Here is a 24,338-nt window from a genome sequence, read left to right as displayed (position 1 = left end):
CCCTTTTTTCGGCAGACACCATGCCCGCTCGCCAAGTGCCGGTGGCATCCCTTGCCAATGTCAGGTGCGAGCACCCGTCTGTGCGCGCAGCCAGAACAGCGCCGCCACTGCACTGACCCCGATGCCGGCCGACACCCAGAGCGCGCCCGAGCCCCAACGCTGGATGCACAGGCCGAACAGCAGCGGCGCAAAGGCCTGTGCCACGCGAGAGGGCGCCATGAGAATGCCTTGACGCTGTCCATAGCCCCGCGGACCAAAGTACACCAGCGGCAGAGTGCCTTTGGCAATGGTGAGAATGCCGTTGCCTGCGCCATGCAGCAGGGCAAAGACCGCTCCGGCCGTCGGCCCGATGAGCAGCCAGCAGACCACCCCCAGCGGGTGCAGCAGCGCTGCGACCCGCGCCGAAAGCAAAGGGTGGAACCGCTGCAACAAGCCGAATTCGAGCAGTCTGCCCGCCACTTGCGCAGGCCCCACCAGTGCGCCGATGGCCACCGCTGCGGCCAGCGTGGCGCCGCTGGCCACCAGCAGTTGCGGAAGGTGGGCCGCCATGGCCGTGCTGATGAACCAGGTGGCCGCGAACACATACGACAGCAGCCACGCTGTGTGACGATGAGGTGGTGTCGCCGGCGTCTGCGAAACCACAGGTGAATCGTCAGATTGCAGCGGCTGCGGAGCCGCTGGCGCGGCACCAGCGCGGGGGATGCTGGCATTGAGCGGCAGCCCCACCAACAGATGCAGCGCGGCCCAGCTCAGGCACGCGCCGCGCCACCCCAGTTCGGCTTCCAGCCAGCCACTCAGCGGCCATCCCACCGTGCTGGCAAACCCCGCAATGAGCGTGATGCCGGTGATGGAAGCGCGCGCTCCGGTGCCTTTGAGCCTGACCAGCGCCGCAAACGCGGCTTCGTACAAGCCGCTGCCCATGGCCACGCCGAGCACCAGCCAGGCCAGTATCAGGCCGCCTATGCCCTGGGCCTGAGACAGCGCGGCAAGGCCAGTGGCGAACAACACGCTCGTGCCCATGAGCACGGGCCGGCCACCCAGACGGTCGATGGCACGGCCTGCAAACGGACCCAGCGCGGCTGATGCGAGCAGGGCCAGCGTGAAGGCGGCCCAGATGGTGGTTTCCGGCAGACCCAGTCCTGCAGCCATCGGCTTCGCCAGGAGGGCGGGCAAGTAATAGGTGGAGCCCCACGCCAGCGTCTGCGCAGTGCCCAGTGCAAGCACCAGAGGCCAGTCACGCTGCAATTTCATGGTTCAGCAGGCTTGCAGAAGACGCCGGCTATGCGATATCAAAAGCGTGAAATTCGAAACGGCCCTGGCGTCTGTCAGCAAAGTGGTGCTCAAGCGTTTCCCGCACGGTGCGAAACGCAATTTCGTCCCAGGGAATCTCTTCTTCGGTGAACAGGCGAGCTTCCATGGTTTCATGACCCGGCAGGAAGTGGTCGCTGAGGAGCTTCGCGTGGTAGTAGATGTGAACCTGTCCGACGCGGGAGACGTTCATCAGCGTGAAGATGCCGCCCATTTCGAAACGGGCGCCGGCTTCTTCATCGGTCTCACGCGCCGCGCCCTCGGCGGTGGTCTCGTTGAGCTCCATGAAACCGGCGGGCAGCGTCCACTTGCCCCTGCGGGGCTCGATGTTGCGTTTGCACAGCAGCACGTACTGGCCAGCGTCACCCCAGACCGGCACTGTACCCACGACGAGCAGCGGGTTGTCGTAGTGCACGGTGTGGCAGGCAGGACATACCGCGCGGGTTTTTGTATCGCCATCGTCGGGCAGTCGCAATTCGACGGCGGTTCCGCAATTGCGGCAGTGTTTGGCTGGGGGGCGAATCATGCGGGCAGTTTAGCTGGCCGCGATGACCCCAAAAAGAAACCGGGCCATGGCCCGGTGTTCTGGTGGGTTGAAGCAAGCCCTCAGGCTATCGGCTTCTTATGCCTTCTTGCCGTGTTTCTCGATCAAAGCCTTTGCGGTGTCGAACAGCTGCTTGCCGTTGAAGCCGCGCTTGTCCATGTCCTGCATCCACTCCACCTCGACCAGGCGTGCCTTGCGACGGAATTCCTGGGCTTCTCCGGCCGCAATGGTGTAGATGCTGTTGCCTTGATCCACGGCCGCCTTGCGGCCGGCGGGGTCGCCACCTTGTTGCACCTTGCCCAGCCAGCCGGAGGTCTCCATGCCGGAATTCTTGTCGATGATGGCTTTCAGATCAGGTGACAGGCTGTGGTACTTGTTCTTGTTCATCGCCATCACAAAGGTCGTGGTGTACAGGGCGCCGCCGGCGGGGTCGAACTCGCTGTGGAATTTGGTGAGTTCGTGCACCTTGACCGACGGCACCACTTCCCACGGAATCACGCAACCATCGATCACCCCCTTGGAAAGCGAATCGGGGATTTGCGGCAGAGGCATGCCCACGGGCGTGGCACCCAGATAGCCCAGCATCTTGGTGATCTGGCGGGTTGGGCCGCGCACTTTGGAGCCGCGCAGGTCTTCTGCCGTTTTGATCTGCTTGGTGCGCATGTGGAACATGCCTGGACCATGCACTTGCAGGGCAATGGGCTGCACGTCCTTGAATTCGTCCTGGGCCACGGTATGCACGTATTCCCAATAGGCCTTGGAGGTCGCTTCCGCGTTGTTCATCATGAACGGCAGTTCGAACACCTCGATGCGCGGGAAGCGACCGGGCGTGTTGCCGGGCAGCGTCCACACCACATCCACGATGCCGTCGCGCGCCTGATCGAACAGCTGCACGGGCGAACCGCCGAGCTGCATGGCAGGGTAGGCTTCAAATTTGATGCGTCCTCCCGAGTCTTTCTCGACCTTGTCCATCCAGGCCTTGTGCATGTTGAGCCACACGTTTGACTGTGGTGACATGAAAGTGTGGAACTTGAGGGTGACGCTTTGCTGGGCAAAGCCCACCAGGGCGGGGGCGCCCAATGCGATGGCAGCACCGGACTGAAGCAGGGTTCTGCGTTGGATCATGGTCGGGATCTCCTGTGGTTGTTCAAAGAAAGGCGTTGCTGTACCCGTTGCGTCCAAGGTAACGGTTTTGCTGGGCGTCGGGAAAGAGGTCAAACCCGGAGACGCGTCGCTGGACTGAAAATTGTGGATTTACTCTTGTGAAATGAATTTACTCAAATGGAAGTATAGAGAGATGGAGTCCGGGGAAAACCCTGGGGGACCAATCAAATCACCCGTACCTTGATGGGCGTCAAACCTTCAACCATTCCGTGCAGGGTGTCACCCCTCACCACCGCCCCCACGCCTTCGGGCGTACCCGTATAGATCAGGTCACCTGGTTGCAGTTCCCAGGCCCTGGACAGGTGCTCGATGGTTTCCGCCACGTTCCAGATGAGTTTGTCGATGGAGCTGCTCTGGCGATCTGCACCGTTCACAGTGAGCGCAATGGCCGCTTTGTGGATGGCGCCCGCATCTGCAGCGGGCGTGATCGGACCGATGGGCGCGGAGTGGTCGTATGCTTTTCCGATGCACCAGGGCCGGCCCTGCTTCTTCATGTCGGACTGCAGATCGCGGCGCGTCATGTCCAGGCCGACGGCGTAGCCAAAAATATGCTCGTGGGCCTGGCCTGCGGCGATGTTGCTGCCCCCCTTGCCAATGGCGACCACCAGTTCGATCTCGTGGTGCAGGTTGTTGGTGAGGCTGGGGTAGGGTATGGATGCGGTCTGACCCGCCTCGCACACCACCACCGTATCGGCTGGCTTCAGGAAAAAGAAAGGTGGTTCACGGCCTGTGAAGCCCATTTCCTTGGCGTGTTCTTCGTAGTTACGGCCCACGCAGTACACGCGGTGCACGGGGAACCGTTCGGTGCGGCCGAGCACGGGCACGGCGACTGCGGGTGGTGGCGGGAAAAGGTAGTCCATCTGTTTCCTTTGTTAAGACAAGATCAGAAGCAGCAGGCGGCAGGCGTGCCGATGTCTGACGGCATTGTCAGTGCTGCGATGCGGGCAGGTGCACCACCAGGCCATCAAGTTCAGGGGTCAGGCGAATCTGGCAGCTCAGACGGCTCGTTGGTTGCACCGGGCTGGCGGCGAAGTCGAGCATGTCGCGTTCGTCGGAACTGGCAGGGGGCAGCTTCGCGGACCAGAAAGCGTCCACCATCACGTGACAGGTGGCGCAAGTGAGGGTGCCGCCACAGTCGGCTTCGATACCCTTCACATTGGCATCGACGGCGGCTTTCATCAGGCTCTGGTCGGTTGAGGTTTCAATCTCCTGGTGGGATTGATCGGTCGCGATGAAACGGATGCGGATCATGGTGATTGGCCTGGGAAATGGGGAGGGTGTCAGGTTCGAGCAAAGTATTCGCGACGCTCAAAGTCGGTCCGGTCTTCCGCCTGTGCGCAGCGGTCGATTTCGCTCTGCTTGATGCGACAGAAATAGCGCACGAAGTCGGGGCCGAGGCTCTCGCACAAGGCGGCGTCGGCCTTGAGGGCCTCGAGGCCCTCAGCCAGCGTGCTCGGGATTTTTTCGCCCTGACCGCCATACGGCCTTTCACTGCCACGCGGTGGCTGTAGCGACCTTTCAAGACCATCCAGCCCGGCATGAATCTGCGCGGCCATGTAGAGGTAGGGGTTGGCGGCCGGTTCGCCCACGCGGTTTTCGATGCGGGTGGCGGTGTCTCCTGCCGCGCCCACCACGCGCAGCATCGCGCCCCGGTTGTCACGGCCCCACAGCACCGCCTGAGGGGCCAGCGCGTTGGGGCGGAAGCGGTCAAAACCGTTGATGGTCGGGGTGCAGAGCGCGGTCATGCCGCGCGCGTGTGCGAGCAGGCCGCCCAGCCAGTGCGCGCCCGCGTCCGACAAGGTGTGCGTGGCATCGGTCGGTTCACTGCCATGGGCAGCGGCCTCGCGCACGCATGCGTTGCGGCCAGATGCGAGATCCAGAAGCGACTGGTGCAGGTGCCAGCCGCTGGACATGATGTTGGGGAACGGCGGGCGGCACATGAAGGTGGCGTGGTAGCCCGCTCGGCGCAGCGCCTGGCGCACACCATTGCGGAACAGCACCATCTGGTCGGCCGCGGTCATGGCGTCGGTGGCGTCGAACACGGCCTCCACCTGGCTGGGGCCGAGTTCGATTTCGAGCGACTGCAGGGGCAGGCCAAGGGCTTGTGCGGTGTGCTGAACGATACGCAAGGGCTCGTCGGCCATGTCCATCATGGCTTCGGCCTGAAGGTTGTAGCCGGGGTGGATCATTTCCACGTCGGGCGGCAGGCCGGGCCAGGCGGCGAGTTCGGGGTTGAGCTGGGGGCGGGTGCTGGTGATGCGGTAGATGTGAAACTCCACCTCCAGGCCGGTTTTGAGGCCGTAGCCTGCGCTGTTCAACCGGGCCAGCGCATCTTGCAGCACGCGGCGTGTGTCCAGTGGCACAGGCGTACCGTCACCAAACCAGGGCTGGCAGCGCAGCCAGCCTGTGCGGGGCAGCCAGGGCAAGGCGATGAAGCTGCCCGGGTCGGGCAGTAGCATGAGGTTGGCCGCGCCCGCAAAGCCCGGCAGGTCGCTCACGCCGTCGGGCTCAAACACCTTCCAGGCTGTGCGATCGGCGGTGTCCTTGAGCATGAGCGTCCCCACCATGCCCACGCCATCGCGCAGCGCACGGATTGCGGCTGCGGCGGTCAGCGTCTTGCCGCGCAGCATGCCGTGGGTGTCGCACCAGCCCATGCGCACCAGTTCAATGCCGCTGACTTCGATCAGCTTGGCCAGATGCAGGCAGGCCGCTTCTCTTTCGGCCGAATGGACGCCGCAGCGTGCCGCGAACGCCATCAGATCACTGCCTTTTGCCCTGATTCTGTCGCTGCGCTGGCCTCCACCTGCGGACGGGCTTCGGCCGGCCCAGCCCGAACGGGCAGCAGCGAACGCCATGGTGCACCCTCGCGTTTGGCGCGCACGCTGGCCTGCCACCAGACTTGCCAGTCCTGTGCGGGCGCGATGCCATCCACCGTGTCGGGACCACCGATCTGGTCGTGCAGTGCAGGGTCGGCCAAGCCGGGTGCGGTGCCACCTTGTTCGACAGCGTCGATGGCCTGTTGCAGCAGGCGTCGGTTGGCCATGATCACCTTGTCGGTGGTGCCCAGGTGCTCGCGTGTGCGGTCCTGAATGGCACCCATGCTTTCGCAGGCCCACTGGTCGTGCACGTTGATGTCGTCCTCGCCCATGCCCAGGTAGGTGCGATTCATTTGTTCTTCGGGATTGAAGCCCCACTGATTGTGGCGGCCAGACTTGGGGATGTAGTCGGGCAGGGTGACGGCATCCAGTCGCTGGTTGCGCATGGCCGACTTGTCCACCGGGCCGGCAAAGCTGGTGAAGAAGGCGAACCAGTGGTTGTGCGTGTCGTCCACTGGCACGTGCATCTGCGTGATGGTCATGGTTTCTGACAGGGGGATCACGAAGGTCTGGGGAAACACCGCATTGGTGATGCGCACGTGTGTCAGGGCTTCGGTCATGGGTCGCAAAGCCGTGAGCTGCAGTCCGTAGGGCTGGCTGGTGAAGGAAATCTGGGGCTGTCCGAACTCGCGCATCACCCGGGTCATGGGCCAGCGTTCGCCACCCACATCCCCTGCGCTGGCACCACGGAACTGTTTGCCATAGCTGTCTTCCAGCGAGGCGTCGTTGAAGAAGCGGTGCAGGTACGACGCATGTGCCGGGTCGATGCCCACCTCAAAAGCCTGCAGCCAGTTGCAGTTCCAGAGCCCCTTGAAGGCAAAGGTGTGGGTGTCCGGTGCAACGAAACAGTCCAGATCGGGAAAGGGAGGAGGGGTCTGTCCCTCAGGGCCAATCCAGCCGAAGAGCACACCGCTCCTTTCAACCAGTGGGTAGCTGCGCTGGCGGATGCGCGTGCACAGCGTGCTGCCCGCTGGTTCGGCCGGGGTGTCGATGCACTGGCCAGTGGTGTCGAACTTCCAGCCGTGGAACGGACAGCGCAGGCCGTCGCCTTCATTGCGCCCGTAAGCCAGATCGGCCCCACGGTGGGGGCAGTCGCGGTCGAGCAGGCCGAAGGTGCCCTGTGCATCGCGAAACAGCACGAAGTCCTGCCCCAGTATCCGCACCGCCTTCACCGGGCGCACCGCCATGCGCGGGTCCAGTGCGGGGTCGAATTCATCAAGCAGTGCCACCGGCTGCCAGTAGCGACGCAGCAATTCACCGCCCGGTGTGCCGGGTCCGACCTGGGTGAGGCGTTGATTGAGTTCGGCTTTCATGGGGCGTCCTTGCAGGTTCGGATGCTGGGGGTCAAACGGTATACCATTTTCTCCATTCAGTGTACATTTTGCTTCATGAGCCTGCAAGACACCGTTTTGATGCAATTGCGCGATCTGATTCTCAGCGGTCAGTTTGAGCCTGGTCAACGCCTGGCCGAGCAGCAACTCGCGGAGCGCCTGGGCGCCTCCCGAACGCCGGTGCGCGCGGCCCTGGTGACGCTGGAGCAGGAAGGCCTGGTGGAAGCGAATGACACCGGCAAGTACCTGGTGCGTCAATTCACCGCGCAGGAGGTGACCGATGCCATCGCGGTGCGTGGCCATCTGGAGGGCATGGTGGCGCGACTGGTGGCAGAGCACGGCCTGACCCGCCAGCTCCAGGGCGAGCTGCAGGCTTGCCTAGACGAAGGCGACCGCCTGCTGGCTGACAACCCGCTCACGCTGGAGAGCTACGCGGCCTACGCCGCCATGAACGACCGCTTTCACGCACTGTTGCTGGAGGCCTGTGGCAACCGCGCCTTGCAACGCGCCGTGGCTCTGAATGACAAGCTGCCCTTCGCGCCAGCGTCTGCCATGCTGCCCATGCAGGGCACGGTGGCCATGGACCGCGACTGGATGCTCTACGCCCACCGCCAGCACCACATGCTGTTTGATGCGATGCGTCGCGGTGAGGGCGCGCGCGCCCAGGCCCTGGCGGCGGAGCACACCGAAGTGGCGCAGATGAACATGCGTCTGGCGCTGGAGCGGCGCGCCGAATCGGAGCGCGTGATGCCGGTGATGCGGCTGGTGGTCGGATAAGAACTGGTCCACCCCCGCGCCGGCCCTGCGGGCCGTCACCCCCTTCAAGGGGGCGCCAGCAGCGGCCCGGCAAAGCCGGTTCCGCGCTGGCCTTGGTATGGAGTCCAGCGCGCACGATCAGTCGCGGTGTATTGTGTCGACCATGGAGACACCACAAATGCCCGAATCGGGAACCAGCCTGTCGCTGCGGCGGGTGGCCATTGACACTTACCACGAGAATGTGGCTTACCTGCATCGAGACTGCGCGGTGTACCGGGCCGAGGGCTTTCAGGCGCTGTCCAAGGTTGAGATCCGGGCCAACGGCCGGCGCATCCTGGCCACGCTCAATGTGGTGGACGACACCAGCATCGTCGGTTGCGACGAGCTCGGCGTCTCTGAAGATGCGTTTGCGAGGCTTGAGGTGGCGAACGGCCATCCCGCTTCGGTCTCGCAGGCCGAGCCGCCGGAGTCCATTCCCGCGCTGTTTCGCAAGATCAACGGCGAGCGTCTGTCCCGTGAGGACTTTCATGCCATCGTTCGCGACATCGCCGACCTGCGGTACTCCAAGATCGAACTGACCGCTTTCGTGGTGGCCAGCAACCGCAGCGAGCTTGACCGCGAGGAGGTCTACTTTCTCACCGAAGCCATGGTCGCCAGTGGGCGCCGGCTGGACTGGCACGAGTCGCTGGTGGTGGACAAGCACTGCATCGGGGGCATTCCGGGCAACCGGACCACCATGCTGGTGGTGCCCATCGTCGCGGCCTATGGCCTGGTCTTTCCCAAGACGTCTTCCCGTGCCATCACTTCGCCTGCGGGCACGGCCGACACCATGGAGGTGCTGGCCAATGTGGAGCTGCCTTTCGAGCAGCTCACCGGTATCGTGCGCGACCACAAAGGCTGCCTGGCCTGGGGCGGCACGGCGCAACTGTCGCCGGCCGACGATGTGCTGATCTCGGTGGAGCGACCCTTGAACATCGACTCGCCGGGGCAGATGGTGGCCTCCATCCTTTCCAAGAAGGTGGCTGCTGGTGCGACCCATCTGGTGCTGGACATACCGATCGGTCCCACGGCCAAGGTGCGTTCCATGCCCGAGGCGCAGAAGCTTCGTCGCCTGTTCGAATACGTGGCACAGCGCCTGCACCTTTCGCTGGATGTGGTCATCACCGACGGGCGCCAGCCAATCGGCCGTGGTGTGGGGCCGGTGCTGGAGGCGCGCGATGTGATGCAGGTACTCGAAAACGACCCGCAGGCCCCTGACGACCTGAGACAGAAGTCACTGCGCCTGGCAGGCCGAATCATCGAATGCAGTCCTGATGTGCGCGGAGGCGATGGCTTTCGCATTGCGCGTGACATTCTGGATTCCGGCCGTGCGCTTGCACAGATGCAGGCGATCATCAAGGCGCAGGGAACGCGCGGGTTCGATCATCACCATCCGCAGTTGGGTGTGCTCACCCTGGAGGTGCTGGCCACCGACAGTGGCGTTGTCATCGGCATCGACAACCTGCAGATTGCACAGGTGGCGCGGTTGGCGGGAGCGCCCAAGGTCAAAGGTGCTGGCGTGGATTTGTTGCGCAAGCTGGGCGATGCGGTGTGCGCAGGCGAACCGCTGTACCGCATTTATGCCAGCTTCCCTGCCGACCTGGAGTTTGCCCGTCTGGCCAGCGTGCGTGCCAGCGGGTTCAGCATCGGTAGCGAGGCCGACGTACCGCGCGTTTTCGTGGAGTTCTGATGAACGATGCTCGGGTCAATGCGGGGGGGTGCCTGCTGTGTTTCGACGATGAACATGCCATGGCACAGTCGGCCGCCGATCAGGCGGATTTGTTGTGTGCCGTGATCGAGCGGCATCGCTTTCCTGATGGCGAATTGCGCCTGCGGCTGCCCGAAGCGCTACCGAATCGTGTGGTGCTGTGGCGCAGTCTTCATCAGCCCAATGAAAAGCTGGTTGAGCTCTTGATCGCCGCACGCACGGCTCGCGAGCTGGGTGCGAAACACCTCACGCTGGTGGCACCTTATCTGGCCTACATGCGGCAAGACATCGCCTTTCGACCGGGAGAGGCCGTCAGCCAGCGCATCGTGGGCGGTTTTCTGGCCAGCCTGTTCGATGCCGTGATCACGGTCGATCCGCACCTGCACCGCGTGGCCACCCTCGAAGAAGCCATCCCGGTACCCGATGCCATCGTGCTCAGCGGCGCGCCGCTGTTGGCCGACCACATCGCAGCACATCGCCACGATGTGCTGCTGATGGGCCCGGACGAAGAGGCGCTGCAATGGGTGGCCGTGGCCGCGCAGCGCCATGGCTGGGATCATGCGGTGTGCCGAAAGACGCGCCATGGTGACCGGGATGTGGATATCGAGCTTCCGGCGCTGTCTGTGGCGGGGCGGGCCGTGGTGCTGATTGATGACATGGCCAGCTCCGGCCATACGCTGGTGCGAGCCATCGAGTTGCTGCGCTCTGCGGGAGCTGCGTCGGTCGACGTGGCGGTGACACACGCCCTGTTTGCATCGGACGCGCTCGCGCGGGTGCGAGCCGCCGGTGCGGGGGCGGTCTGGAGCACGGACTGCGTGGCCCATGCCAGCAACGCTGTGAGCATCGTCCCGGCGATCGCCGGGGCTTTGTGCGACCTGCAGGCCCGCCGGGGCTGAAAAGCCCACAATCGCGGCTTTCCGTTCACCAGGCTCCTATTTCATGTCTACCTTGTTTGAACCGGTCGCCGTTGGCGACCTGCAACTGGCCAACCGCGTCGTGATGGCGCCCCTGACCCGCAACCGTGCGCCCGGCGCCGTGCCCACGCCCCTGATGGCCACCTACTACAGCCAGCGGGCCACCGCTGGCCTGCTGGTTACCGAAGCCACCCCGGTGAGTCATCAAGGTCAGGGCTATGCCGATGTGCCTGGCCTGTACGCACCCGAACAAATTGCAGGCTGGCAGATCGTCACCAAGTCCGTCCACGATGCAGGCGGCAAGATCGTCGTGCAGCTCTGGCATGTGGGCCGTGTGTCGCACAACGATTTGCAGCCCGGGGGTGGCGCACCTGTGGCGCCCTCGGCCATTCGTGCCCAGACAAAGACCGTGCTGATCGTGGATGGCGTGCCCACCTTCGTGGACACCTCGGAGCCTCGCGCTCTGGCACTGGACGAACTGCCCGGCATCGTGAAGGACTTCCGTCAGGCTGCGCTCAACGCCGTGGAAGCCGGTTTCGACGGCGTGGAAATTCACGCGGCCAACGGTTACCTGATCGACCAGTTCCTCAAGACCGGCAGCAACCATCGCACCGACGCCTATGGCGGAAGCATCGAAGACCGTGCCCGTCTGCTGATCGAGGTGGTGAAGGCCGTCACCGATGCCATCGGCGGAGGACGCACCGGCATCCGCCTTTCGCCGGTGACGCCGGCCAATGATGTGGTGGATGCCGATCCCCAGCCGTTGTTCGATCACGTGGTCCGCCAGCTCGCACCCATGAACCTGGCCTACCTGCACCTGATTGAAGGTGCCACCGGTGGCCCGCGAGAAATTGCCGATCGTCCATTCGACTACGCCGCGCTGCGGGCCGCCTACCGCGCCGCCGGGGGAAAGGCCGCCTGGATGGTCAACAACGGTTACGACCTTTCACTGGCTGAGCAGGCCTTGAAAGACGGTGCCGACCTCGTCGCCTTTGGCAAGTCCTTCATCGCCAACCCCGACCTTGTCGAACGCCTGCGGCGCGGCGGACCCTTCAACACGCCCGACCGCAACACCTTCTACGGAGGTGGCGAACAGGGCTACACAGACTATCCGGCGCTGGCCTGACGCATTGCGCGGAATTGCGGGCCGCCCGCGGTGCCTCGGCGGCCCTTCGGCGGCCCGTTTCTTGATGTGGGTCAGTTTTAGACCGATTGATCAGGCAGTGGACTGGACAAGCCACGTTTGATTGGGGACCATGTGCCTGAACAGAGGGTTCTGGAGCTTTCGCCAGACCCGGAGACAGGAGACAGGTCTTGCGCCACGGTCCCTTTATCGCTTCTGCATCCCGTCAAAAGGGAGGCCCGTTCTGGTGCCTGCTGACGGCCCGACTGTTCGCGTTTCTGCTCGGTCTGGCGGTGGTGGCTTCGGTGCCCGCCAGAGCCGCCATCGTGCCCGTGCTGACGGTGGATGGCGCCATTGGCCCGGCCAGCGCCGACTATGTGGTGCGAGGCATTGCACAGGCGGCCAGCGACGGCGCTCCCCTGCTGGTCCTGCAAATGGACACGCCCGGCGGGCTGGACCTTTCAATGCGGCACATCATCCAGGCCATCATGGCCTCATCGGTGCCGGTGGTGACTTACGTGACACCTGCAGGGGCACGCGCCGCCAGCGCCGGCACCTACATCCTGTACGCCAGCCACGTGGCGGCCATGGCACCGGCCACCACGCTGGGTGCTGCCACGCCAGTGGCCATCGGCATGCCGGGTGTGCCGCAGCCTGTCCGCGAACCGGCCCCGGCAGGTGTCGGCAAGGAAGGTGAGAACAAAAACGAGTCCGCACCAGCAGCCCCGGCCGATGCCATGACCGCCAAGCAGGTCAACGATGCCGCAGCGTTCATTCGTGGGCTGGCCAAAGAGCACGGACGCAATGCCGAATGGGCCGAACGGGCCGTGCGCGAAGCCGTCAGCCTGACAGCGGCCGAGGCGCTGGAGCAGGGTGTGATCGACCTGGTGGCACGGGACCTGGCCGACTTGCTGGCGCAGATCGATGGCCGCACGGTGCGCACCGCCAGCGGTGAGCTGAAACTGGCCACCACCGGTCTGGCCGTGGTCATGCAGCCGCCTGACTGGCGGCACCGGCTGCTCGGTGTCATTGCCAACCCCAGCTTCGCGCTCATTCTCCTGATGATCGGTGTCTATGGGCTGATGTTCGAATTTTCGTCGCCGGGCTTCGGGATTCCGGGCACGCTGGGTGCGATCTGTCTGTTGCTGGCCATGTTCGCGCTGCAGTTGCTGCCGGTCAACTACGCGGCGCTGGCCCTGATCCTGTTGGGGTTTGCCTTGCTGGCAGCCGAACTCCTGACACCGGCGTTCGGCGTGCTGGGCGTGGGCGGCGTGATCGCCTTCATGGCCGGGGGCTTGCTGCTGTTCGACAGCGATGTGCCTGGGGTCGGGATCCCCTTGCCGCTGCTGTTTGGCATTTCGCTCACTTCGGCTGCGGCCGTCCTGCTGGGTGGAAGCATGGCTCTGCGGGCCCGCCGGGCACGGGTGGTCAGCGGCAGTGAAGCCCTGGTGGGGGCCACAGGCCGGGTCACGGCAGTGGATGGTCCCAGAGCCTGGGCTCAGGTGCAGGGCGAGCGCTGGCAGGTGGCCGGTGAGCACCCGTTGACCCTTGGGCAAGCCATTCGCGTGCGGGCAGTCGAAGGATTGGTGCTGCACGTGGAACCCCCGGACGATCAATCGGTGCAGTCACACAAGGAGAACGCATGATGCTGGATTTCAACATTGGACTCGGGGGCATCCTGCTGCCGGTGGTTCTGGTGCTTCTGGGTGCCTCGATCCGCATCCTGCGAGAGTACGAACGTGGCGTGGTGTTCCAGCTCGGTCGCTTCTGGAAGGTCAAGGGGCCCGGTCTGGTGATCGTGGTGCCGGGTCTGCAGCAGATGGTGCGGGTTGATTTGCGTGTGGTGACCATGGACGTGGAACCGCAGGACGTGATCTCGCGCGACAACGTCTCGGTCAAGGTCAATGCGGTGGTTTTCTTCCGGGTGATCGATCCGCAGAAGGCCATCATCCAGGTCGAGAACTTCCTGATGGCGACCAGCCAGCTGGCACAGACCACCTTGCGGGTGGTGCTGGGCAAGCACGAACTCGACGAGATGCTGGCCGAACGCGAACGGCTGAACCTGGACGTGCAGCAGATTCTGGATGCACAGACAGATGCCTGGGGCATCAAGGTCACGAACGTGGAGATCAAGCACATCGACCTGAACGAGTCGATGGTGCGCGCGATTGCGCGCCAGGCCGAGGCCGAGCGTGAGCGGCGCGCCAAGGTGATCCACGCCGAAGGTGAAAAGCAGGCCGCGGTATCGCTGCTGGAGGCGGCGCAGATGCTGGCCCGGCAGCCTGAGGCCATGCAACTGCGGTATTTGCAGACCATGACCCAGGTGGCCGGCGATCGGGCGTCCACCATCGTGTTCCCGCTGCCCATGGACCTGCTGGGGCGTCTGCTGGACAAACCACCGGGCGTGCAGGCACCTTCGAAGCCGGAGGATTGAGGCATGGAGACGATTCGAAAGAAGCCGGCATCGCAGGTCGTCCAGCCGAACCTGCGCGATCACAGCGAGGCAGCGGCCAGCTTCACCTGGGAAGCCGCCGCTCGCGACCTGGACGGTCTGCCCGAAGGCCGGGGTCTGAACATCGCCCATGAGGCGGTGGACCGCCACGTGCAACATGGCCGCGGCGAGCGCGTGGCCATCCGCTGGTTGGGCAAGCGTGGCGACCGGCGAGAGTTGAGTTATGCCACGCTGGCGCAGGAGACCAGCCGTTTCGCCCATGCGCTGGAGAAGCTTGGGCTGGCGCCAGGCGAGCGCGTGTACGTGCTGATGGGCCGCCTGCCTGAGCTCTACGTGGCGGTGCTCGGGGCGCTGAAGGCGCGCTGTGTGGTATCGCCGCTGTTTCCCGCCTTCGGACCAGAGCCGATCGCCACCCGGGCCGAAATGGGCGACGCCCGGGTGCTGGTGACCACTCCCGAGCTGTACCGGCGCAAGGTGCAGGCTCTGCGGGATCGGCTGCCCGGCCTGCGCCATGTGATCCTGGTCGGTGATGTGGACGACAAGCTCGCCGCCGAGCCCGGGGTCCACCGGTGGTCTGCCCTGGTGGAGGGCATGCCGACGCAATACGTGATCGGCCCCACCACGGCAGAGACCATGAGCCTGCTGCACTTCACCAGCGGCACCACCGGCCGGCCCAAGGGCGCGGTGCATGTGCATGGCGCGGTGCTGGCCCATCTGGTGACGGGCCGCTACGCGCTGGACCTGCACGACGAGGACGTGTTCTGGTGCACCGCCGACCCGGGCTGGGTCACCGGCACCAGCTACGGCATCATTGCGCCCCTGGTGTGCGGCGTCACCAATGTGGTGGTGGAGGCCGAGTTCGACCCGGCCACCTGGTACGGCGTGCTGGAAACCGAGCGGGTCAGCGTCTGGTACACCGCGCCCACGGCCATCCGCATGATGATGAAGCTGGGCACCGAGACCCTGCAGGGGCGTGACCTGTCGGCCCTGCGTTTCATGGCCAGTGTGGGCGAACCGCTCAACCCCGAGGCGGTGGTCTGGGGCGTCAAGGCCTTTGGCATGCCGTTTCACGACAACTGGTGGCAGTCGGAAACCGGCGGCATCATGGTCTCGAACTACGCTGCCATGGACGTCAAGCCTGGCTCCATGGGCAAGCCGCTGCCGGGTATCACCGCAGCGGTGGTGCGGCGAGAGGCCGATGGCATCCTGACCGTCATCGGCGAGCCCGATGTCGATGGGGAGCTGGTCCTGCGCGCGCCCTGGCCCTCGATGATGCGTGGTTACCTTCACGAAGAAGAGCGCTACCGCAAGTGTTTCGTCGACGGCTGGTACCTGACCGGTGACTTGGTGCGCTGCGACGCCGACGGTTATTACTGGTTCGTGGGCCGGGCCGACGACGTGATCAAGTCGGCCGGGCACCTGATCGGCCCCTTCGAGGTCGAGAGCGCGCTGATGGAGCACCCCGCCGTGGCAGAGGCCGGCGTGATCGGCGTGCCCGACCCGATGGCGGGCGAGGTGGTCAAGGCCTTTGTGGCGCTCAAACCCGGCTTCGGGGCCAGTGAGGCACTCAGCCGCGAGCTGCTGGGCCACGCCCGCCAGCGCCTGGGGGCTGCGGTGGCGCCCAAGTCGATCGAGTTCAAGGCCAACCTGCCCAAGACGCGCAGCGGCAAGATCATGCGCCGCCTGCTCAAGGCGCGCGAGCTCGGCCTGCCAGAGGGCGACCTGTCCACCCTGGAAAGCGATGACCTTCCAGCCAAACAGCCATGACCAGCAAGATCCATCTCGACCGGGCCCACCTGCACCACCTGTGGCACCAGATGCTGCGCATCCGCCGCTTCGAGGCCAAATGCGTTGAGCTCTACCAGGCGCAGAAGATCCGGGGCTTTCTGCACCTGTACGACGGCGAAGAGGCGGTAGCGGTGGGCGTGGCCGCTGCCCTGGAGCCCCGTGATGCCATCGTGGCCACCTATCGCGAACACGGCCAGGCCCTTGCGCATGGTGTGCCCATGCGGCCACTGATGGCCGAGATGCTGGGCAAGGTGGAAGGCTGCTGCCGCGGCCGTGGCGGCTCCATGCACCTTTTCAGCTGCGAGCACCGTTTCTATGGCGGTAATGCCATCGTGGGCGGTGGCCTTCCACTGGCGGCCGGCATTGCCATGGCCGACCAGCGCCTGCGGCCAGGCGCAGTGACCGCCTGTTTCTTCGGTGAGGGCGCCGTGGGCGAGGGTGTGTTTCACGAGACCATGAACCTGGCGCAGCTGTGGAGGCTGCCGGTGCTCTTTGTCTGTGAGAACAACCTGTATGCGATGGGTGTGCCGTTGGCCCAGTCGGATGCGGAAACCGATATCTGGCGCAAGGCAGCGGCCTACCGCATGCCCGCCGAGCAGGTCGATGGCATGGACCCGGTGCAGATGGAAGCCGCCGCGCATCGCGCGGTCGCGCACATCCGCCAGGGGGAGGGTCCGTTCCTTCTGGAAGCGCGGACCTACCGCTTCCGGGCCCACTCGATGTTCGACACCCAGGCTTACCGCAGCCGCGACGAGATCGACGACTGGCGGCAGATCGACCCCATCGAGCGCCTGCGCCGCTGGATGCTCGACAACCACCAGATCACCGACGAACAGCTGCAGGCGATCGAAGCCGAGGTGGCTGCAGAGATCGACGATGCTGTGGCCTTTGCCGAGGCGGGCAACCTGGAGCCTCTCGACGAGCTGGAGCGCTTTGTGCTGATGGACAGCGTGGTGCAGGAGCAGGGCACGGAGGTGAGGTCATGAGCGCCGCACGGCCGCTCCGAAGGCGCTCAGCCCCGCAGGGCGTAGCACGGAGGGTAGTCCAGTGAGCGCCGCACGGCCACTCCGAAGGCGCTCAGCCCCGCAGTGCAAAGCACGGAGGGTAGCCCGGTGAACACCTCGCAGCGTATGACCTACCGCGAGGCCTGCCGACAGGCCATCCGCGATGCCCTGACCACCGATCCGCGCGCTTTTGTGATGGGCGAAGACGTGGGCCGTTACGGCGGCTGCTACGCCGTGACCAAAGGCCTGCTCGAAGAGTTCGGTCCTGAACGCATCATCGACACCCCACTGGCGGAGAACGCCTTCACCGGCATCGGCATTGGCGCCGCGCTGGCGGGCCTGCGACCCATCGTCGAGATCATGACCTGCAATTTCAGCCTGCTGGCGCTGGACCAGATCATGAACAACGCGGCGACCCTGCCGCACATGACCGGCGGACAGTTCGCGGTGCCGCTGGTCATTCGCATGGCCACCGGAGGGGGGCGGCAACTGGCGGCCCAGCACTCGCACAGTCTGGAGGGCTGGTACGCCCACATCCCCGGCCTGAAGGTGCTGGCGCCGGCCACGGTGGAAGACGCCCGCTTCATGCTGGCGGCCGCCCTGGCCGATCCCAATCCGGTGCTGGTCTTCGAGCACGTTGTGCTCTACAACACCGAAGGCGATCTGGACCCGGCCGTGCAGGCGGTGGATATCGCACGGGCCCGTGTTCGCCGGGACGGACGCGACGTGTCCCTGGTGACTTATGGCAACAGCCTGCCCAAGTGCCAGACCGCGGCTGACGCCCTGGCCAGGGAGGGCATAGAGGCCGAGGTGATCGACCTGCGCGTGCTGCGCCCGCTGGACATGGAAACGGTGGTGGCCTCGGTCTGTCGGACACGTCGCGTGGTCATCGTGGACGAAGGCTGGAAAAGCGGCTCGGTCTCGGCCGAGATCGCGGCGCGCCTGGCCGAAGACGCGCTGTACGAGCTGGACGCACCGGTTCGCCGCGTCTGCAGCCGCGAGGTGCCAGTGCCCTATGCGCAGCACATGGAAGATGCCGCATTGCCATCGGTCGATGGCATCCTGGCGGCCGTGCGGTCCATCGTGCCGGTCAGGAGCTGAGCATGGCCGATTTCACGATGCCGGCCCTTGGCGCCGACATGGAGTCTGGCAAGGTGGTGCAGTGGCTGGTCAAGCCGGGTGACCGGGTCAAGCCGGGCGATGTGGTGGCTGTGGTCGAAACCCACAAGGGCGCCATCGACGTCGAGTGTTTCCTGAACGGCGTGATTGATGATCTGGCGCCGCTGGGCGAGTCGCTGCAGGTGGGCGCCGTGCTCGCCCGTGTGCAGCAGGCAGGCGAGGGCGACATGGTCAAGGAAGGGCCAGTGGCGAGAGGCCCTTTTGCGTCCGTTCGGGCCAAAGCCGCTGCCAGAGTTCCGAAGGCAGGCATCGCACCTCCTTTGCCAGCCGCGCAGCCGGTGTCCCGCCCGCTGCGTACCCGCGTGAGTCCTGCGGCTCGACATCTGGCACAGACGCAAGGCCTGAACCCCGACACGCTGCAAGGCCATGGCGCCGACGGGGCGGTGATCTGTGCCGATGTCGAACGGGCCATCGCGCTGGCTGCCGCGGTGCCGGTGACCCAGTCTGCTGCGGCAGTCACCGCGCCACGAACCCGGCCAAGCGGCTTTGACCCGACACAGATGCGCCAGGCCATCGCGGCCGCCATGGCACGTTCCAAGCGCGAAATCCCGCACTACTATCTGGAAGAGGCCATCGATTTCGGCCCGGCCACCGACTGGATCGAGGCCTTCAACCGCGACCGCCCACCCACGGAACGACTGCTGCCAGCGGTGCTCATGCTCAAGGCGGTGGCGGTGGCCCTCAAGGCCGCGCCCCAACTCAACGGTTTTTGCATCGACGGTCGCTTTGAGCCGGTCCCGGACATTCACGTCGGCTGGGCGATTGCCCTGCGTGGTGGCGGTTTGGTGGCGCCCGCCATCCACCATGCCGATCGGCTCGGTCTGCCAGCCCTGATGGCGGCCCTGCGAGACCTGGTGCAGCGTGCGCGCGCCGGTGGTCTTCGCAGTTCCGAAATGACCGATCCGACCATCACCGTCACCAACCTCGGCGACCGGGGTGCCGAACGCGTGCAAGGTGTGATCTACCCGCCGCAGGTTGCCATCGTCGGCTTCGGACGTGTGGTGCAACGTCCCTGGGTGGTGGGCCAGACACTTGCCATGCGACCGCTGGTGCACTGCAGTCTGGCGGCCGACCACCGCACCAGCGACGGGCACCTGGGCAGCCAGCTGCTCGCCGCCATCGCCCAGAACCTGCAACAACCCGACCAACTCTGATCTCACCTCGCGACACACGCCATGACACCCGAAGACATCCGCCAACTGGCCAGCGACGTGCTCGCCGGCATCGCCCCCGAAGCCGATTTGGGCACGGTCGCAGACCATGAAGATCTGCGCGAGGCATTGGATCTCGACTCCATGGACTTCCTGAACCTGATCATCGGCCTGAGCCAGGGCAGCGGAGTCAACATTCCCGAGAGCGATTACCCCCGGTTGTTCACCCTGGCCGGCATGCAGGTCTATCTGGGCGGGGAGGCCTAAAAATCCTCAGGGTCGCTGCGCGCGGCGGTTTTCGCGCTGCATGAACAGGTACAGGCTTTCGGTTTTCTCACGCGCCCACGGCGTGCGCCGCAGGAACTTCAGGCTTGAGCCCACACTGGGCTCGTGTGTGAAGCAACGCACGGGGATGCGCTGACCCAGGCCTTCCCACCCATAGTGATCGGCCAGTTCGGTCACCATGCGTTCGAGCGTGACGCCGTGCAGCGGGTTGCGCGGCTGGTTGGCCGATGCTTCTGGGGGTGAGGTCGGTGAAGAGTCAGACATGCTCGACATTGTCGGGCTTTCCGGTGCGCTTCAGTGTGGATGACCCATGCGCAGGGCAATTCGGACGGAATAGGCAGTGGGCCCTGCAGTTGGCCGCTGTGGCTCTAAACTGGTCGCCTGTTTCGGCAACGGCGCTGGTCGCCTCCACTGGTCATGTCCCTGTTTCCCCAGAATGCCCTGAAGCCTGGTGTGCGCAAACGCGAGGTGTTTGGCTGGGCCATGTACGACTTCGCCAACTCAGGCTACACCACGGTGGTTCTGACCGCGGTGTTCAGCGCCTACTTCGTGGGCGGGGTGGCTGGTGGCGAGGCCTGGGGCACCCTGGCCTGGACCAGCGCGCTGGCGGTGTCCAGCCTGATCGTCATGCTCACCATGCCCGCCATTGGTGCCTACGCCGACCTGCGCGCGGCCAAGAAGCGCCTGTTGGTGCTGTCCACGCTGGGCTGCGTGGTGGCCACCGCCGCGCTGGCCGGTGCCGGGCCGGGTGACGTGGCCTGGGCGCTGGTGGCGATCGTCCTCTCCAACGTGTTCTACACCTATGGCGAATCGCTGATCGCTGCCTTTCTGCCCGAGCTGGCGAGCGAGGACCGCATGGGGAGCGTGTCGGGCTGGGGCTGGGGTTTCGGTTACCTGGGCGGCATGCTCACACTGGGATTGAGTCTCTGGTATGTGCTCTGGGCGCAAGGGCAGGGCTTGCCCGCCTCGCATTTTGTGCCGGTGACGATGCTCATCACCGCCGGTATCTTCGGTGCGTCGGCCCTGGTGACCTTTGCCCTGCTCAAGGAACGGGCCCAGCCGCAGGTCAAGGCAACGGAGGAAGCCGGCGTGAAGGCCTCGCTGGCTCGGCTCAAGCGCACCTGGCGTGAGGCGCGCTCCTTTCAGGATTTCTCCGCCTTGCTGGCCTGTTCGGTGGCCTACCAGGCCGGTATTTCGGTGGTCATCGCGCTGGCCGCTGTCTACGCAGAACAGGTGCTGGGCTTTCAGCAGACCCAGACCATGATGCTGATCTTTCTGGTCAACATTGCAGCTGCAATGGGCGCCTTTGCCTGGGGCTATGTACAGGACGGCATCGGTCACCGGCCGGCCCTGGCCGTCACGCTGGCCGGCTGGATCGTCATGATCGTGCTGGCCGCATTGGCCACCGGGCCCGGCCTTTTCTGGGTCGCTGCCATCATCGCCGGGCTGTGTATGGGCAGCAGTCAGTCGGCCGGCCGTGCGCTGGCCGGTGTGCTGGCACCCGAGTTGCGCCGCGCCGAGTTCTTCGGTCTGTGGATGTTCGCTGTGCGTCTGTCGGCCATCATCGGTCCGATGACCTATGGCCTGGTCACCTGGCTGACCGATGGCAATCACCGACTGGCCATTGTCTCGACGGGGGTGTTCTTCGTGGCGGGCCTGGGCCTGCTGACCCTGGTCAATGTGCAGCGGGGCATCGCGGCGGCCGCCGCTGCCAACGAGCAGGGGAACGGATCGTCAATTTGACCGGAAATGCACTTTGGCAACGCCGGCCAGTGAGTGAGCTCATGTTTCGGTGAAGGCCAAACCCCGGGTGATCACACGGCGTGCCTTGTCGCGCAATTGAACCGCGGCCGCAAACGGCGTCAGCGAAGGGTCGGCCAACAAGGGCGCACCGACGCGCACCGTCAGCGTGGTTTTGCGTGGCCACCAGCGATCAGCGCCCAGCAACTGCCTTGTGCCGCCGAGCGTCACCGGCACCACCGGCACCCCGGCATGTGCCGCTGCCAGGAAGCCGCCGAGCCTGAAAGGCAACAGGCCTGGCGCCGCCACGAAGGTGCCCTCGGGAAACACCAGCAGCGGCGCACCGGACTGCGCCGCTTTGGTCATCTGCTGCGCATCGGCCACGCTGCGTTTCGGATCAAACCGCTCCACAAAGGCCACGCCCAGGCGCTTGAGAAAACGTCCTGCCACGCGCTGATGTTCCAGCTCCCGCTTGGCCACGAAGGTATGTGGGCTGGGCAGGGCTGCCACCAGCACAAGTCCGTCCAGGTAGCTCGCGTGGTTGCACACCAGCACGCAGCGGGCATTCGCCGGCAGGTGCTCCAGCCCATGCAATTCGAGCCTCACGCCCGCCAATCGCAGGAGCATCCGGGCTGCCTTGTGGCAGAAGTGCCAGGCCGCGGCCGCGGTCGACAACCGCACGGTGATCAGCCATGCGACAGGCACCATCAACCCGAAAAGGGCCAGGGCGCGCAAGGCAAACCATACGCCCGAAATGGCCTGCAGTGCGTGGGACAGTCTCAGCACCAAGGCGCCGCCGGCCAACCTCAGCCACTGTGTCCGGACACTCGCCGAGGCTGTTCCCAGGCCGCCTTGTTCAACCAGGGTCCGGCAGGCCGAGCGCCGCACTTTGCCGCTGGAGGTCTTGAGCACCGTGTGGGGCGGGGCCAGCAGGATTTCGTCGGCCGGCTCGCCAATGGCCGACAGCACCGCCCCTGCCACCGCCTTGCGCAGGGCCGCAGTGTCGCGATTGGCGCGCGGACTGACCTCGGCCAGCACGACCAGACGCTCGGTACCGGTCTTTGCATCGCGCCGCCCGAACACGGCCACGCAGCCCTTGCGCACGCCAGGAACCTCGCCCACTACCTGCTCGATCTCCTGCGGGTAGAGGTTGCGCCCGCCACGGATCACGATGTCCTTGACCCGCCCGGTCACGAACACGTCGCCCTCGGCCACGTAGGCGCGGTCGCCGGTGTCCAGCCACTGGCCCTGGTCGTCCGTGTACAGGCGGGCGGTCAGTTCCGGAGCACGCCAATAGCCCGAGGTGGCCGATGGACCACGAAACTCCAGCCGGCCTTCGACCCGTTCGGGCACTGGGTGGCCCGTGTCGTCCACGATGCGGACCTCGTGCCCGGGCAGTGCCCGTCCACACGCAACAAAGCGCAATGCCGAGGCGTCTCGACTTGACACGGCACGCCGCTCGGCCTCGAAGGTCTCGCGGGCAATGCTGTCGATGCGCGGGCCTCTGCCCAGTGGTGGAAACAGAAGGCCCACCGACGACTCGGCCAGGCCGTACACCGGGGTCATGGTCGTGGGGTGCAGTCCACAGGATGCAAAGCGTTCTGCGAAGCGCGTGACCGTATCCGGGCTCACCGCTTCCGCCCCGTTGAAGGCCAGGCGCCAGCGGCTCAGGTCCAGGCCCTGCAGCGCGGCGTCGTCGATCCGGTTCAGGCACAGCTCGTACGCGAAGTTGGGACCTGCCGACAGCGTGCCGCCGTGGCGCGAGAGCGCTTCCAGCCAGCGCCGGGGTCGCCCCAGAAAGGCCAGCGGCGACATCACCACCAGGCGAAAGCCCACGGTGAAACTGCCGAGCCAGGCACCGATCAGACCCATGTCGTGGTAGAGCGGCAGCCAGCTGACGAACACGTCTTCTGGCGTGGCGTCGATGGCTATCACCATGGCGCGGATGTTGGCCAGCAGATTCGCATGGGTCAGCGCCACACCCTTGGGCTGCCCGGTGCTGCCCGAGGTGTACTGGATGAAGGCGACGTCGTCTGCGGTGATCGCGACAGGGGCGGTTGGGTGTCCCTGACCCGATGCCATCAGGTCTTCGGGCGTGTGCAAGGCATGCAGGCCAGGCACCCGTGCCTGGAGCAGACGGGCCACCTGCATCGCTTCGGGCACACTCACCAGCAGGGCCACCTGTGCATTGGCCAGAATGCCTGTGTGGCGTCGCACGTGGTCTTCCAGTTGCGAGGGGCGTGCCGGAGGGTAGATCGGCACCGGAATCCCGCCGGCACGCAGGATGCCCAGGTAGGTAAAAAAATAGGCAGGCGATGTGGGCAGCATGATGGCCACCGTCTGTCCCGGCTTGAGCCCGGCCTGCTGCAGACCGGCCGCCAGCGCCGCCGATCCGTCGTGCAGCTGCCGGTAGGTGAGGGGGGTCTCCGTGTCGTTGGTCAGGTACACAATCTGGACCTGATCCGGATGAACCGCCACATGGCCATCGAATACCTCAAGCAGGGTCTGCGCCGGGCGTTCCCCATCCATGTTCGCGATGGATGGAGCAGACGATCCGGAAAGCGCAGGCGCTTCAGGCAAAGACCGTCCGGCCGCCGTCCATGTGCGTCCCCGCTGGACGGCACGCCAGAGGTCTTCCACGGTCTCGGCAGTTTCCAGTGTGTCTTCAGGCAGGGTCAGGCCGGTCGCCGCCTCGATGCGCAACAGCAGCTCCATGCGCCCCAGGCTGTCAAAACCAAGGTCGCGGTCGAGCGAGGCGGACAGGTTCACGGGGCGATGGCACTCGCTGCCCTCCGGGTACAGATCTTTCTGCGCCCGCAGCACCAGCTCGCACAAGCTGGCCTCGCCCCAGGCTGAATGGCGGTGGTGGGTCTGCGGGCGGGTCATTCTGCTGCCATCTGCGGTGGTGCGCGGCGTCCTGGTCGGGGTGGTTGCCCCCGGGCCAGAGGGTTGCCGGTTTTGAGCATTGTCATACAG

The 24,338-nt window shown here is 65.3% G+C and carries 21 protein-coding genes; 12 read left to right on the top strand and 9 right to left on the bottom strand.

What is annotated here, in order from left to right; translation table 11 throughout:
* Window positions 1–60: 60 nt before the first annotated feature.
* The 7 genes from Q7V46_RS08775 to Q7V46_RS08745 form a co-directional block, all read right to left on the bottom strand.
* Complete coding sequence (locus tag Q7V46_RS08775; RefSeq protein ID WP_304913146.1) at window positions 61–1,251, bottom strand: MFS transporter; 1,191 nt, start codon at window positions 1,249–1,251, stop codon at window positions 61–63.
* Between the two features lie 28 nt (window positions 1,252–1,279).
* Window positions 1,280–1,834 (bottom strand): NUDIX hydrolase, encoded by a 555-nt coding sequence (locus Q7V46_RS08770; RefSeq protein ID WP_304913145.1) that lies wholly within the window; start codon window positions 1,832–1,834, stop codon window positions 1,280–1,282.
* A gap of 96 nt (window positions 1,835–1,930) precedes the next feature.
* Entirely contained in the window at window positions 1,931–2,977 is a 1,047-nt protein-coding gene (locus Q7V46_RS08765; protein ID WP_304913144.1) for a TRAP transporter substrate-binding protein, read from the bottom strand.
* A gap of 203 nt (window positions 2,978–3,180) precedes the next feature.
* Window positions 3,181–3,876, bottom strand: coding sequence for a fumarylacetoacetate hydrolase family protein (locus Q7V46_RS08760; RefSeq protein ID WP_304913143.1), 696 nt, complete (start codon window positions 3,874–3,876; stop codon window positions 3,181–3,183).
* Window positions 3,877–3,943: 67 nt separating this feature from the next.
* The gene (locus Q7V46_RS08755; protein ID WP_304913142.1) at window positions 3,944–4,267 is read right to left on the bottom strand and encodes a 2Fe-2S iron-sulfur cluster-binding protein; all 324 of its coding nucleotides are present in this window, start codon (window positions 4,265–4,267) and stop codon (window positions 3,944–3,946) included.
* 29 nt (window positions 4,268–4,296) lie between these two features.
* Window positions 4,297–5,871 carry a glutamine synthetase family protein gene (locus tag Q7V46_RS08750; protein WP_304913141.1) on the bottom strand — a complete coding sequence of 525 codons (1,575 nt, stop codon included), beginning with the start codon at window positions 5,869–5,871 and terminating at the stop codon, window positions 4,297–4,299.
* The gene (locus tag Q7V46_RS08745) at window positions 5,772–7,205 is read right to left on the bottom strand and encodes an aromatic ring-hydroxylating dioxygenase subunit alpha (RefSeq protein WP_304913140.1); all 1,434 of its coding nucleotides are present in this window, start codon (window positions 7,203–7,205) and stop codon (window positions 5,772–5,774) included. Before Q7V46_RS08745 ends, Q7V46_RS08750 begins: the two co-directional genes overlap by 100 nt.
* 75 nt (window positions 7,206–7,280) lie before the next feature.
* Between Q7V46_RS08745 and Q7V46_RS08740 the strand changes: the two genes are divergently transcribed.
* The 11 genes from Q7V46_RS08740 to Q7V46_RS08690 all read left to right on the top strand — a co-directional run bounded on the left by Q7V46_RS08740 (window position 7,281) and on the right by Q7V46_RS08690 (window position 19,604).
* Window positions 7,281–8,000, top strand: a complete 720-nt coding sequence (locus Q7V46_RS08740; protein WP_304913139.1) for a GntR family transcriptional regulator — start codon at window positions 7,281–7,283, stop codon at window positions 7,998–8,000.
* A gap of 157 nt (window positions 8,001–8,157) precedes the next feature.
* Window positions 8,158–9,708, top strand: a complete 1,551-nt coding sequence (locus Q7V46_RS08735) for a thymidine phosphorylase family protein (protein WP_304913138.1) — start codon at window positions 8,158–8,160, stop codon at window positions 9,706–9,708.
* Window positions 9,708–10,622, top strand: a complete 915-nt coding sequence (locus Q7V46_RS08730; RefSeq protein WP_304913137.1) for a ribose-phosphate diphosphokinase — start codon at window positions 9,708–9,710, stop codon at window positions 10,620–10,622. The genes Q7V46_RS08735 and Q7V46_RS08730 overlap by 1 nt, the downstream gene beginning before the upstream one ends.
* Window positions 10,623–10,665: 43 nt before the next feature.
* On the top strand, window positions 10,666–11,766 hold the full coding sequence (locus tag Q7V46_RS08725; RefSeq protein ID WP_304913136.1) for an alkene reductase: 1,101 nt from the start codon (window positions 10,666–10,668) through the stop codon (window positions 11,764–11,766).
* Between the two features lie 248 nt (window positions 11,767–12,014).
* Window positions 12,015–13,409 carry a nodulation protein NfeD gene (locus tag Q7V46_RS08720; protein ID WP_370690318.1) on the top strand — a complete coding sequence of 465 codons (1,395 nt, stop codon included), beginning with the start codon at window positions 12,015–12,017 and terminating at the stop codon, window positions 13,407–13,409.
* On the top strand, window positions 13,409–14,197 hold the full coding sequence (locus Q7V46_RS08715) for a slipin family protein (protein ID WP_370690317.1): 789 nt from the start codon (window positions 13,409–13,411) through the stop codon (window positions 14,195–14,197). The genes Q7V46_RS08720 and Q7V46_RS08715 overlap by 1 nt, the downstream gene beginning before the upstream one ends.
* Window positions 14,198–14,200: 3 nt before the next feature.
* Window positions 14,201–15,982, top strand: coding sequence for an acetate--CoA ligase (gene acsA, locus Q7V46_RS08710; protein ID WP_304913133.1), 1,782 nt, complete (start codon window positions 14,201–14,203; stop codon window positions 15,980–15,982).
* Window positions 15,979–16,989 (top strand): pyruvate dehydrogenase (acetyl-transferring) E1 component subunit alpha, encoded by a 1,011-nt coding sequence (pdhA, locus tag Q7V46_RS08705; RefSeq protein ID WP_304913132.1) that lies wholly within the window; start codon window positions 15,979–15,981, stop codon window positions 16,987–16,989. The genes acsA and pdhA overlap by 4 nt, the downstream gene beginning before the upstream one ends.
* A gap of 126 nt (window positions 16,990–17,115) precedes the next feature.
* Window positions 17,116–18,108, top strand: coding sequence for an alpha-ketoacid dehydrogenase subunit beta (locus tag Q7V46_RS08700; RefSeq protein ID WP_304913131.1), 993 nt, complete (start codon window positions 17,116–17,118; stop codon window positions 18,106–18,108).
* 2 nt (window positions 18,109–18,110) lie between these two features.
* Window positions 18,111–19,340: a dihydrolipoamide acetyltransferase family protein gene (locus tag Q7V46_RS08695; protein WP_304913130.1), complete on the top strand. Its 1,230-nt coding sequence runs from the start codon at window positions 18,111–18,113 to the stop codon at window positions 19,338–19,340.
* Window positions 19,341–19,361: 21 nt separating this feature from the next.
* Window positions 19,362–19,604 (top strand): acyl carrier protein, encoded by a 243-nt coding sequence (locus Q7V46_RS08690; RefSeq protein ID WP_304913129.1) that lies wholly within the window; start codon window positions 19,362–19,364, stop codon window positions 19,602–19,604.
* Between the two features lie 6 nt (window positions 19,605–19,610).
* On the opposite strand, the gene Q7V46_RS08685 is transcribed toward Q7V46_RS08690, so the two are convergent.
* Window positions 19,611–19,886 carry a VF530 family protein gene (locus Q7V46_RS08685; RefSeq protein WP_304913128.1) on the bottom strand — a complete coding sequence of 92 codons (276 nt, stop codon included), beginning with the start codon at window positions 19,884–19,886 and terminating at the stop codon, window positions 19,611–19,613.
* A 153-nt stretch (window positions 19,887–20,039) separates the two neighbouring features.
* Here Q7V46_RS08685 and Q7V46_RS08680 point away from each other — a divergent pair, with 153 nt between their 5' ends.
* Window positions 20,040–21,365 (top strand): MFS transporter, encoded by a 1,326-nt coding sequence (locus Q7V46_RS08680; protein WP_304913127.1) that lies wholly within the window; start codon window positions 20,040–20,042, stop codon window positions 21,363–21,365.
* Window positions 21,366–21,404: 39 nt separating this feature from the next.
* Here the strand turns inward: Q7V46_RS08680 and Q7V46_RS08675 are convergent, their stop codons facing one another.
* Window positions 21,405–24,248, bottom strand: a complete 2,844-nt coding sequence (locus Q7V46_RS08675; RefSeq protein ID WP_304913126.1) for an AMP-binding protein — start codon at window positions 24,246–24,248, stop codon at window positions 21,405–21,407.
* Window positions 24,249–24,338 lie beyond the last annotated feature (90 nt).

It is taken from the genome of Hydrogenophaga sp., assembly GCF_030651625.1.
GTDB lineage: Bacteria > Pseudomonadota > Gammaproteobacteria > Burkholderiales > Burkholderiaceae_C > Hydrogenophaga.
This window is presented reverse-complemented; position numbering and strand designations above follow the sequence as displayed.